The organism is Acinetobacter sp. GN11 (assembly GCF_054823985.1).
Genome location: NZ_JRVL01000100.1, coordinates 1 through 11543, shown reverse-complemented (window position 1 = coordinate 11543; position 11543 = coordinate 1). Strand labels below are relative to the sequence as shown.

The window sequence follows — 11543 nt, the reverse complement described above, 5'->3', positions numbered from 1 at the left end:
CACTGAGCTTTATCTCGCTCATAATCTGCTTGTTTCTTAGCAACTGAATTATTATTTTCAAGCGTTTCGCGTGCCCACACATCTAGACTCGTTAAAGCTTTACGACAAAGTGCATATTTCCCTTCAGTTACTGAGTCCGTCATTTTTACATTAATACGCCAGTCAGTGCTCAATTGACGTAAAGGTTTGCGAACTTTGTCATCGATTTGACTCAGTTGCTTTTCATAAACCACATGCTCAACCGTATTAATCAATGTCCATGCTTTTTGAGCATAAACAGTTGCATCATTGGTTAGTTTAGGTGCTGGCTTAATTTCTACTTTTTTTTCTGCCTCATGATTACCATTGTCACAGCCCTGCAATGTAAAAATACCTGCACTCAACATGGCGATATAAACTAAACGAATCTTTGCGTTGAACATAGCAAACTGCCGATTAAACATTTCGGCACTATGCTATTAAATTCGGCTACAATACTCAATCTTTCAAGTATTTTTATCATTTGGTTTATTGCCAAGGTGTATTGTGTCCGAACAACAATTGATGCCTGCCCAAACGGCAACTTTTTGGCAAGGCGCCAAAGATAGTCAAGCTATCGTACTCACCTATTTACCCGTTTCTTTTGCCTTTGGTGTTTCTGCATATCAGTTTGGTTTTACACCATGGGAAGCTTTTTTCCTATCTTGTTCAATGTATGCCGGAGCTAGCCAGTTCTTGGTTGTCGCGCTTTTGGCTAGCGGTTCATCTATTTGGTTAACTGCATTAACAGTCATTGCACTTGATATTCGCCATGTGCTTTATGGACCAGCGCTATACAACCTGATTTCAAACAAATTAAATCTTAAAAAAACGGCGGTGTGGGCTTGGGGCTTAACAGATGAAGTTTTTGCCAGTGGAATGATCCAACTGTCACAACGTCGTCAGCAATGGTCCGAGTCTTGGATGTTGGGCTTAAGTCTATTTAGTTGGATGGCTTGGGCAACTGGCTCATTGTTAGGTGGATTATTTGCAGATCAAGTCGCTCATCTTCCAAAATTTTTACAAGCAGCATTAGACTTTTTACTTCCAGCTTTATTTTTAAGTTTTTTATTGGCAGCATTTGAGCAAAAGCATAGCCTTGTAGTTGCTGTATCTTTAGTCGTTTCAGCGTTGTCCTGCTATTGGATTAACCTATCTGCGGCTATTTTTATTGGTATTCTTTCAGGCATTTTAGCCGGCTTGTTTAAACATTATGTGCTGAAACAACAAGAAGAGGTCGAAGTTTAAAATGAACCTAGAGATTATTCTGGTTGGTATCATTGTTGGTATTGCCAATTTCACCTCACGTTTCGGACCATTCTTTGTTATACAAAAACTACAAGGTACACAGCAAAGACGCGGTTCAGTCTGGTTAAAAATTGCTTTGGGCTGTATTGGTATATCTGCAATTAGTGCCATGCTTGTGGTTGCCACTCTTCCACAACTTCTTGAAAATCCAGATAAGAGTTTCGCCATGCTTATCGGTTTTCTGGTTTTAGCAGGCCTTTATTTTAAATTTAAGAAAATTGTTCCAGCAACTTTAACTGCCGCAATTGTTTATGGCCTGATCTATACATATTTACCTTTATAAATAGATAAACTGATCTTCCTTATATAAAATGAAACCTAGCCAGAAGCCTTTAAGATTGAAACTTCTGGCGTAAAAATCTAATTTTTGAATTGATTAAAAAGATAATCTTACCTACTTCATAGAGATAAAAATGTCACAAGTTAAAATTTACGCGAATGAACAAACGATTATGCAGTATCGAGAACTACTTTCTCATGCAATCCATCAAGCTTTAATTCAAGAGTTGAAATATCCTGTCGAAAAAAGATTTCAGCGCTTTATTAGTCTTAAGCCTGGAAATTTTATCTATCCTTCGGACCGTAGCCAACACTACATTATTATTGAACTTTCAATGTTTGTTGGACGTAGCCCAGCTACTAAGAAACAACTCATTCAAACTTTATTTCGCAATATTGAAGAACAATGCAAAATAGCTCCTCAAGATATTGAAATTACGATTTTTGAAACCCCTAAAGAAAATTGGGGTATCCGCGGTAAAAATGCAGATGAGTTGCTTTTAAATTATCAAGTTAATATCTAAAAAAGTGACATCTTAATTGTCCGACAAAATTAATCTTTTTATGTGTCATAAAGCTTAACTCCATCATAAGTTCTGCTATGCTTAAAAAAATAATTTTGTCAGGACGATTCGCATGAGCGTGACACTCGGTACCCCACTTCAGTCTTCTGCATTTAAAGTTTTATTGTTAGGTTCAGGAGAGCTTGGCAAAGAAGTTGTAATTTCTTTACAACGCCTTGGTGTAGAAGTACATGCAGCCGACCGTTATGATCATGCGCCAGCCATGCAAGTTGCACATTTCTCTTATGTGTTAAATATGGCGAATCCAACTGAGTTAAAACAGCTCATCGAGAAAATTAAACCGAATTTAATTGTTCCAGAAATTGAAGCCATCGCTACAGAAGTTTTGCTTGAAATTGAAGCGAGCCAAACTGCCACTGTTATTCCTTCAGCTAAAGCTGTAAACCTGACAATGAACCGTGAAGGTATTCGTCGTCTTGCGGCTGAAGAGCTTGGTTTACCTACCTCTGCTTACCGCTTTGCTGACTCTATTGAAAGCTTCCGCGCTGCTTGTGACGATATTGGTTATCCAAACTTTGTAAAACCCGTAATGTCATCTTCAGGTAAAGGTCAGTCTCGTATAAAAAGTTTCGATGAAGTCGATGCTGCTTGGGAATATGCGATGCAAGGTGGTCGTGTTAATCAAGGTACTGTCATCATTGAATCTCAAATTGATTTTGATTTTGAAATTACATTACTTACCGTTCGTGCAAAAAATCCTGAAACTGGCGAAATCGAAACTCACTACTGCGACCCAATTGGTCACCGTCAAGATGCTGGTGATTATGTAGAAAGCTGGCAGCCCCAACCTATGACCGTTGCTGCACTTGAAGAAGCAAAACGTATTGCGAATAAAGTGACAATAGCACTTGGTGGCTGTGGTATTTTTGGTGTAGAACTGTTTATTAAAGGCGACAAGGTCTGGTTTAGTGAAGTCTCGCCTCGCCCACATGATACTGGCCTAGTGACTCTAGCGTCACAATTTCAAAGCGAATTTGAATTGCATACTCGTGCTATTTTAGGATTGCCAGTGAATACGGCGCGCCATAGTGTTGCTGCTAGTGCAGTGATTTATGCTGGGGTCGATGCCAATAACTTAAGCTATAGCGGCTTAAATACGGCATTGGCTAACCCAAATACCGACTTACGCCTGTTTGGTAAACCAGAAGGTTTCAAACGACGTCGTATGGGTGTGGCAACTGCGCGTGCAGAAAATACGGATCTTGCTCGTACTTTAGCGAAAGAAACCGCTGATCAAGTAAGCGTAAACACCAACTCTTAATATTTACTTTTGGTAGACCCATTTTCATGATCAATACATCGCCATTGCTGAACTACGTTACAAGCCATCATGATATTAAAGCCATTAATCAATGGCGAACGGATGTAGAAAAGCAATTGCAGGATTCATATGAAAATGGGCAATCTATTCGGGAAGTCATTAAAGCGCGCTCAGACCTCGTTGACGAAGCACTGATCTTTTTGTGGAAACATGCCGAACTTGACCAGACAGGACTAGGTCTTTTTGCTGTGGGTGGTTATGGGCGCCGTGAAATGTTGCCCTATTCCGATGTTGATATCATGATTTTATCGGAACATGAAATTAACGAAGAAAATGAAAAACGCATTTCTACATTCATTTCCTCTTTATGGGATGTTGGCAATTTCAAGCCCGGAATTAGCGTTCGTACCATTCAAAGCTGTGTTGAACAAGCTGCGACAGATCTAACCGTTGCAACCACACTCATTGAAGCTCGTTTAATTACTGGTAATAGTCAACTTGCAAAATGGCCGCGTCGTATTGTTTCGCAAACGTGGACAGATAAAACATTTTTTGATGCAAAAATGGCTGAACAAGCCAAACGCTACCATCAACATAACAACACTGAAAGCAATTTAGAACCTGACATTAAAAATGCGCCTGGCGGCATTCGTGATATTAACCAGATTGGCTGGATTGCTAAGCGTCATTTCCGCGTAAACCGCATTTATGACTTAGTTCATTTAGGCTTTATTTCAGAATTCGAATTAAACGTTTTAGAAGAAGCGGAAAGTTTTCTTTGGGAAATTCGTCACCATTTACATCGCTTAGCGAAACGTGATGAAAACCGTCTTTTGTTCGATCATCAAAGAGAAATTGCAGCTCAATTTGGTTACGCCCGTCAAGAAGGTCAGCCTGTAAATTACGGTGTCGAGCAGTTCATGAAACGCTACTACCGTACTGCTCAACAGGTTTCAACACTCAATGAAATGTTGTTGGCCTATTTTAGCGAATCAGTGATTACTCCGCGTTTACCAAATTACGAACGTAAAATTGAAGTCGTTAATGATCACTTTAAGATTGTCGACAATAAACTAGCCGTACAACACCACAAAATTTTCGCAGAACATCCAAGTGCTATTTTAGAATTGTTCTATATTTTGGCTAATCGACCAGATATTGAAGGTATCCGCGCTCGTACTTTACGCTTACTTATTCTTGCTGCAAAACGTATTAACCAAAATTATCGAGATAATCCTGTGCATCAAGCGCTATTTATGTCGATAATTCGCTCACCTTATCGTCTATACGATACTTTGGTAGCGATGAAACGCTATGGTGTTTTAGGAAACTATATTCCAGCCTTTGGTCAGATCATGGGCCTCATGCAATATGACCTATTCCATATCTATACAGTCGATGCACATACATTATTATTACTGCGCAATTTAAACCGTTTTAAAGAACCTGAATTTGCTAAAGAGTTCCCTGTTGTAAGCTCAGTTTTCCAACGTCTCGCACGTCAAGATATTGTGTTTATTGCTGCGTTATTTCATGACATTGCCAAAGGCCGTGGTGGAGACCATAGTGAACTTGGTGCAGAAGATGCAATCGAGTTTGGACGTGCGCATGGCTTTACAGAGCGTGAATGTAAACTAATTGCATGGCTCATTCACAACCATTTGCTCATGTCACTCACTGCTCAGAAAAAGGATATTTCAGATCCGGATGTTGTTAAAGATTTTGCCGAAAAACTTGGCGATATGGAACATCTTGATTATCTATATACTTTAACAGTTGCGGATATTAATGCGACAAATCCAAAACTGTGGAATACATGGCGTGCCTCGCTTATGCGTCAACTTTATACGCATGCCCGTGATGTCATTCGTACAGGTTTAAGCCGACCTGTTGACTATCAAATGCTAATTGAAGACACCAAATTTGCCGCAAGTGAATTACTAGTAAATAACTTCTCATTGGCAGATGTCGAAAAAGTATGGCAAGAACTCGGTGATGAATACTTCATTAAAGAATCGGCAGATGAAATTGCATGGCACACTCAAGCAATTTTGAAACACGGCGATAACCCAGAGCCATTAGTACTGTTACGTGCTCATCGTAAAGCTGCTCAAGATGCCGTGCAAATCTTTATATACACACGTGATCAACCCAACCTTTTTGCAACAACTGTGGCAGTTTTGGACCGTATGAACTTAGACGTTCAGGATGCAAAAATTATCACGGCAAGTACGGCATTTAGCCTAGACACCTATGTTGTGCTCGATCGCTTTGGTACATTGCTAACCGATCCTGAACGCGAAGAAACAGTTAAAACCGCATTAGTGAAGGCTCTTAGTCAGCCAGACCAATATCCGGGACTTATGCAACGCCGTATTCCACGTCAACTACGTCATTTCGATATTGAAAATACAGTTGACGTTACATTGAATGAAGCGTTACAGCAAAACATGGTTGAAATTTCAACACTCGATCACCCCGGCCTACTTGCACGTGTAGGTGGCTTGTTTATGATGCAAGGTTTAGACATCCATTCAGCTAGAATTGCAACTTTAGGTGAACGTGCAGAAGATATTTTCTTTGTCACGAAAAAAGATGGAAAACCGTTAAATAACGAAGAGGTCAAACTCTTCTCGGAAAAGCTTAAAGCTGCATTAGATGAAGCATCTAATCAAATTTGTCAGCACTGAAACTCAACTATCTGGTAACTGTTTAATGAACTCTAGCTTGTCGTTATTGCACCCATATCCATTTGAAAAGTTAAACCAACTTTTTAAGGATACTACTCCTGCTAACCTTCCCTTGATTCCTCTATCAATTGGTGAACCAAAGCACCCAGCACCAGAGTTTGTTAAACAAGCAATTATTGACAACTTCAATCATCTTTCAACTTATCCAAACAGCAAAGGCTTACCTGAGCTTCGCCAAAGTATTGCAGACTGGCTAACTAAACGTTTTAAACTTAACAACATTAGTGCTGAAAACCACATTTTGCCAGTATCTGGTACGCGTGAAGGGATTTTCTCATTTGTTCAGGCGCTCATTAACCGTGAAGACGCACCGTATGTGGTAATGCCGAATCCGTTTTATCAAATTTACGAAGGCGCAGCTCTACTAGCTGGTGCAAAACCTTATTTCATCAATTGCACCGAAGAAAATGGTTACTTAGGTGATTTTGATGCTGTACCCGCAGAAGTATGGGAAAAAACTGCCCTTCTTTTTGTATGTACGCCGGGCAACCCAACTGGCACAGTACTTTCTAAAGAACAATTCAAAAAGCTAATTGCCTTATCTGATCAATATAATTTTGTTATTGCTTCTGACGAATGCTATTCAGAACTTTGGTTCGATCAAGCACCTACAGGTTTATTAGAAGTTTGTGCTGAACTTGGTCGTGATGACTATAAAAACTGTGTCGTATTTCATTCACTTTCTAAACGCTCAAACTTACCGGGTTTACGCTCAGGTTTTGTAGCGGGTGATGCAGAATTATTAAAACCATATTTGCAGTACCGTACCTATCATGGTGCAGCAATGCCTGTTCAACATCAGCTTGCATCAATTGCAGCATGGAATGATGAAAACCATGTTGAAGAAAACCGTAAGCAATATCGTGCAAAGTTTGATTTATTCCAAAATGAACTAGGTCATTTATTACCTCTGCAAAAGCCAGATGCAGGTTTTTATTATTGGTTAAAAGTCGATAACGATGAAACTTTTGCCAAGATGTTGATGGAAAAAGCCCATATTAAAGTTTTACCGGGTCGTTATTTATCTCGCGACACAGATCAAGGTAACCCTGGCGAAAATCATGTGCGTATGGCTTTAGTTGCCGATTTAGCACAATGCGAAGAAGTAGTTAAGCGTTTAAAAGCAATTCTTTAAGCATACATAAGTTGTATAGCCTTCACGATTATTTAGCATGAAGGCTATACAACCGACATTAACTATAAGCAATGAGTAAGATTGCAAAACATATAAAAGCGAGACTAGAGCAATAATATAAGCCTATTGCTGAACGTTTAATCTGTTCTAGAACTTGGTTTTGAAGCAATAGCCGAACCAACAGTAAGTTCCAACCAAGTACCACTCCAGTCATCCACGTACTCATTAGTAATTTTTGAACTAAACTAAAATCATGCTGAATAAGCAGCATCAAACTACTATAAAACATAATATTTTTGGGATTAAGAAGACTAGATTGTATTCCCAACATTGAGCTCTTAACTTTATCCTGATGTTGGTACTCTTGATCAATCAACTCATTTTTTTCAGTAGCAAAACTTAAGGTATCAGAGCGAGCAGCCTTAAAACAAAGATAACTCAAATAAACCAAATACCCGGCCCCAAACCATTTAAGTACTAAAAGAATGGTCGTACTCAAATTTCCAAGTAACATAAATCCGAACATACACGCCATCAAAATTAAGGCATTACCAAACGTAATTCCTGCAATGACACCATATGTATAGCGCGAACCCTTTTGCAAAAGGCTGGTGAGAATAAGAAAAAAATCAGGTCCTGGAGATAACAAAGCTAAAAAGTGAGTAAAGGCGATAACTAAAAAAACTTCCATAAAGGTTTCATCTGTAAAACAATATGGAATAGCTTAAAAATAGAGAAAAATAATTTATTGTAAATTATTGCGCGGCTGCGAGTTGAAACTGTCGAGGAGTGATTCCAGTATGCGCTTTGAAAGCTTTATGAAAATGGCTCTGATCACTAAAGCCCAAATTTACTGCCAACTCCACAAGCGGAATCCCTTGTTTTAATTGAGCTCTGGCTTGATTAATCTTTAAATTAATTTGAAATGCATGGGGTGTTAAGCCAACATTAGCTTTAAATAGACGAATAATTGCATATCGACTAAGACCTACCTGCTGTGCAAGCTCTTCGAGAGAAATAAACTGTTCTGATGATTTAATAATATGGATTAAGGCCAAGAAGTCCTCATACAAATATTGAGTTTTCTGTATTTCTTCTAATATAAAATGAGGTAGTAACAACTCAGTAAGGCAATAGATAAGCGACTGTTCTTTTTCAAGAATCAATTTTTCAGAATCAAATAAAGTTTTATTCATACCAGAAAAAGCCTGATATAAAGACTCATCTTTAATAATGAGAGGTTTATGCTGGGGTAAATTAAAATCAAAGCCCTCTTTTTGAAATTCGGCATACCATTGATTAAGCCAAGATATATCCAGATGCAACATCTGGTAACTCCAAACCTGATCAGGTAATGGGTTACAAGAATGTTCTATGTGGGCAGGTACAATGACTAAGGTACCAGAAGAAATCTTTTGTGCTGTACCAAATGAACTTTGAAAAACGCTATTCCCTTCATCTATAGCTCCAATAGAAAATGTTGGATGACTATGAGACTTATAACATGTTCGACTAAAACAAGATCTTCTGGCTTCAACATAAGGCATTCGCCCATCTTGCCAAAACTCAAAAGCTTGAGGAATAGCGTTCATTGAATTCATTAACTTGCTAATGCTTTTTCAATATCAGCTTCTAATGCTTCTGGTTTAGTCGTAGGTGCATAGCGATTAAGCACTGCGCCATCTTTCCCTACCAAAAATTTAGTAAAGTTCCATTTAATCGTGCTGCTTCCTAAAATGCCTTTAGCTTCACGTGTCAAATATCTAAAAATCACGTGGGCTTCTGGGCCTTTTACATCTACTTTCGCAAACATTGGGAATTTCACCCCATAGTTGCGCTGGCAGAATGTACCGATTTCTTTATTGCTACCCGGATCTTGCCCACCAAACTGGTTGCAGGGAAACCCTAAAACTTCCAAGCCTTGATCTTTATATTTCTCATAAAGTTTTTCAAGGCCAGCAAATTGTGGTGTAAAACCACATTTACTTGCAGTATTTACAATTAGTAAAACTTTACCTTTGTAATCAGCTAATTGCTTAACTTCACCCTCTAACAGTTCAGCTTCAAACTGATAAATATTACTCATGGATAGGTTTCCTCATCATTTTTTTCTTGTGATTTAAGTTGTAATGATGCCGAGTTTACACAATAGCGCAAACCAGTCGGCTGTGGTCCATCTTCAAAAACATGCCCTAAATGGGCTTCGCAATCATGACAAATAATTTCTGTTCTGACCATACCATGCGATAAATCTTCATGTTCTTCAATTGCAGTTGGCTCAATCGGTTTAAAGAAGCTAGGCCAACCACAACCACTGTCATATTTAGTATCTGATGAGAACAATTCTGCGCCGCAGCAACGGCAGACATAGGTACCATGTTGCTTAGTATTCCAGTATTGCCCCGTAAATGCAGCTTCAGTGCCCTTTTGTCGTGTGATCCGATACTCTTCTGGTGATAACTCTCTTTGCCATTCCCGGTCTGTTTTATTGACTTTTCCCATGACATGCACCTTTATTCTGATGTAAACATTTCTGATGATTGAGTTTTATATTTACGCCATTCCTCGCAAAAACACTAGTCTCTGAACGTAAAATTTGTTGGAATTTAATCACCTAAGCAATGGAAAGCAAAAAGTAAGCAAAATTCAAAATTAAAAGTAAGCAAAATTATGTTTTATTTTCTTCCAAGGAAGCAAAGATGGTGCTATTCTTGTTCGGCACGGTTGTATAGGACAAAACATGTCTCAGAAAAAAAGTGTGCTTTTCCAGCAACTATTACCAGTTATCAAACAGTATCAGCAATCGGGCTTTACCCATGAAAAAATTGTTGAATTACTAAAAGATCAACACGATCTGAATTTGGTAACAGTTAAAACATTTAAAAGTTATTTATACCGATATGCAAAAGTGAATCCAGCTATGTCTAAAAATACTGCTACTCTCCAATCCATGCCAACTTCTCGAGAAATAAAGAAATCATCGAAGCTTGAGCATGTTTGCTATGACATTCGCGGACCAGTATTACGAGCCGCCAATGAAATGGAAGAGCAAGGACATAAAATCATCAAGCTAAATATCGGCAACCCTGCTCCATTTGGTTTTGAAGCCCCACAAGAAATTATTAATGACGTTGCTTTAAACCTACCAAATGCGATTGGTTATGTTGATTCAAAAGGTATCTTTCCAGCACGTAAAGCTATCTGCCAGTATTACCAACAAAAAGGCATCCTAAATATGCACGTGAATGACGTGTATATCGGTAATGGCGTGTCTGAACTTATTGTTATGGCGATGCAAGGCTTGCTTGACGATGGCGACGAAATGTTGATTCCAATGCCGGACTACCCGCTTTGGACAGCAGCTGTTAATCTTTCAGGCGGTACAGCAATCCACTATAAATGTGATGAAGAAAATAGCTGGTATCCAGATATTGCTGACATTGAAAGCAAGATTACACCGAATACTCGCGGTATTGTCATCATTAACCCGAACAACCCGACTGGTTCAGTCTATCCACGTCATATTCTTGAACAGATTGTAGTGCTTGCAAAAAAATATGATCTAATTTTATTTGCTGATGAAATTTACGACAAAATTATTTATGACGGTATTGAACATGTTTCAGTAGCTTCATTAGCTGGCGACCAGCTTTGCGTATCTTTTAATGGTTTATCAAAAGCTTATCGTATTGCAGGTTTCCGTTCAGGCTGGATGGCAATTACCGGAGATAGAAGCCGCGCTGCTGACTATATCGAAGGTTTAGATATGTTGGCATCAATGCGCCTATGTGCAAACGTTCAGGCTCAATATGCGATTCAAACTGCTTTAGGCGGTTATCAATCAATTAATGACCTGATTCGTCCGGGTGGTCGTTTATACGAACAGCGTAATATTGCTTGGGAAATGTTAAATGAAATTCCTGGTGTAAGCTGCGTAAAACCAGATGGAGCAATGTACTGCTTCCCTCGCCTCGATCCAAACATCTATCCAATTGAAGATGACGAAAAGTTAATGCTGGATTTGCTACGTGCAGAAAAAGTGTTATTGGTGCAAGGTACGGGCTTTAATTGGCCAACTCCAGATCATTTCCGCGTGGTTTTCTTACCTGCTGAAAATGAATTACGAGAAGCAATTACTCGTTTAGGTCGTTTCTTAGCCAACCGTCGTTAAAAAAATGCATATCAAAAAAGGCATCTTAAATTGGATG

12 protein-coding genes are annotated in these 11543 nt (G+C 38.9%); 7 read left to right on the top strand and 5 right to left on the bottom strand.

What is annotated here, in order from left to right; translation table 11 throughout:
* A partial coding sequence (locus NL42_RS10545; protein WP_461312703.1) for a hypothetical protein occupies window positions 1–422 on the bottom strand: 422 nt, incomplete at its 3' end.
* Between the two features lie 121 nt (window positions 423–543).
* Between NL42_RS10545 and NL42_RS10540 the strand changes: the two genes are divergently transcribed.
* From NL42_RS10540 to dapC, 6 genes are all read left to right on the top strand, one after another.
* The gene (locus NL42_RS10540) at window positions 544–1266 is read left to right on the top strand and encodes an AzlC family ABC transporter permease (RefSeq protein WP_461312705.1); all 723 of its coding nucleotides are present in this window, start codon (window positions 544–546) and stop codon (window positions 1264–1266) included.
* A gap of 1 nt (window position 1267) precedes the next feature.
* Window positions 1268–1609, top strand: a complete 342-nt coding sequence (ygaH, locus tag NL42_RS10535; RefSeq protein ID WP_461312702.1) for an L-valine transporter subunit YgaH — start codon at window positions 1268–1270, stop codon at window positions 1607–1609.
* Window positions 1610–1739: 130 nt separating this feature from the next.
* Window positions 1740–2129, top strand: coding sequence for a tautomerase family protein (locus NL42_RS10530; RefSeq protein ID WP_461312701.1), 390 nt, complete (start codon window positions 1740–1742; stop codon window positions 2127–2129).
* A gap of 112 nt (window positions 2130–2241) precedes the next feature.
* Window positions 2242–3450, top strand: coding sequence for a formate-dependent phosphoribosylglycinamide formyltransferase (gene purT / locus NL42_RS10525; RefSeq protein WP_461312700.1), 1209 nt, complete (start codon window positions 2242–2244; stop codon window positions 3448–3450).
* Window positions 3451–3476: 26 nt separating this feature from the next.
* The gene (gene glnD, locus NL42_RS10520) at window positions 3477–6140 is read left to right on the top strand and encodes a [protein-PII] uridylyltransferase (protein ID WP_461312699.1); all 2664 of its coding nucleotides are present in this window, start codon (window positions 3477–3479) and stop codon (window positions 6138–6140) included.
* Window positions 6141–6165: 25 nt separating this feature from the next.
* The gene (gene dapC / locus NL42_RS10515; RefSeq protein ID WP_461312704.1) at window positions 6166–7335 is read left to right on the top strand and encodes a succinyldiaminopimelate transaminase; all 1170 of its coding nucleotides are present in this window, start codon (window positions 6166–6168) and stop codon (window positions 7333–7335) included.
* A gap of 58 nt (window positions 7336–7393) precedes the next feature.
* Here the strand turns inward: dapC and NL42_RS10510 are convergent, their stop codons facing one another.
* The 4 genes from NL42_RS10510 to msrB form a co-directional block, all read right to left on the bottom strand.
* Window positions 7394–8026 (bottom strand): LysE family translocator, encoded by a 633-nt coding sequence (locus NL42_RS10510; protein WP_461312698.1) that lies wholly within the window; start codon window positions 8024–8026, stop codon window positions 7394–7396.
* 64 nt (window positions 8027–8090) lie between these two features.
* The gene (locus NL42_RS10505) at window positions 8091–8936 is read right to left on the bottom strand and encodes an AraC family transcriptional regulator (RefSeq protein WP_461312697.1); all 846 of its coding nucleotides are present in this window, start codon (window positions 8934–8936) and stop codon (window positions 8091–8093) included.
* Window positions 8936–9421, bottom strand: coding sequence for a glutathione peroxidase (locus tag NL42_RS10500; RefSeq protein ID WP_005304488.1), 486 nt, complete (start codon window positions 9419–9421; stop codon window positions 8936–8938). Before NL42_RS10500 ends, NL42_RS10505 begins: the two co-directional genes overlap by 1 nt.
* Window positions 9418–9837, bottom strand: coding sequence for a peptide-methionine (R)-S-oxide reductase MsrB (gene msrB, locus NL42_RS10495; RefSeq protein WP_461312696.1), 420 nt, complete (start codon window positions 9835–9837; stop codon window positions 9418–9420). The genes NL42_RS10500 and msrB overlap by 4 nt, the downstream gene beginning before the upstream one ends.
* Window positions 9838–10075: 238 nt before the next feature.
* Here msrB and NL42_RS10490 point away from each other — a divergent pair, with 238 nt between their 5' ends.
* The gene (locus NL42_RS10490) at window positions 10076–11506 is read left to right on the top strand and encodes a pyridoxal phosphate-dependent aminotransferase (RefSeq protein ID WP_016138454.1); all 1431 of its coding nucleotides are present in this window, start codon (window positions 10076–10078) and stop codon (window positions 11504–11506) included.
* The last annotated feature ends 37 nt before the right edge of the window (window positions 11507–11543 follow it).

Coding starts and splice junctions, on each gene's coding strand:
- msrB (WP_461312696.1), bottom strand. CDS start 9,837: ATGGGAAAAGTCAATAAAACAGACCGGGAATGGCAAAGAGAGTTATCA.
- NL42_RS10505 (WP_461312697.1), bottom strand. CDS start 8,936: ATGAATTCAATGAACGCTATTCCTCAAGCTTTTGAGTTTTGGCAAGAT.
- NL42_RS10540 (WP_461312705.1), top strand. CDS start 544: ATGCCTGCCCAAACGGCAACTTTTTGGCAAGGCGCCAAAGATAGTCAA.
- ygaH (WP_461312702.1), top strand. CDS start 1,268: ATGAACCTAGAGATTATTCTGGTTGGTATCATTGTTGGTATTGCCAAT.
- NL42_RS10510 (WP_461312698.1), bottom strand. CDS start 8,026: ATGGAAGTTTTTTTAGTTATCGCCTTTACTCACTTTTTAGCTTTGTTA.
- NL42_RS10530 (WP_461312701.1), top strand. CDS start 1,740: ATGTCACAAGTTAAAATTTACGCGAATGAACAAACGATTATGCAGTAT.
- dapC (WP_461312704.1), top strand. CDS start 6,166: ATGAACTCTAGCTTGTCGTTATTGCACCCATATCCATTTGAAAAGTTA.
- purT (WP_461312700.1), top strand. CDS start 2,242: ATGAGCGTGACACTCGGTACCCCACTTCAGTCTTCTGCATTTAAAGTT.
- NL42_RS10490 (WP_016138454.1), top strand. CDS start 10,076: ATGTCTCAGAAAAAAAGTGTGCTTTTCCAGCAACTATTACCAGTTATC.
- glnD (WP_461312699.1), top strand. CDS start 3,477: ATGATCAATACATCGCCATTGCTGAACTACGTTACAAGCCATCATGAT.
- NL42_RS10500 (WP_005304488.1), bottom strand. CDS start 9,421: ATGAGTAATATTTATCAGTTTGAAGCTGAACTGTTAGAGGGTGAAGTT.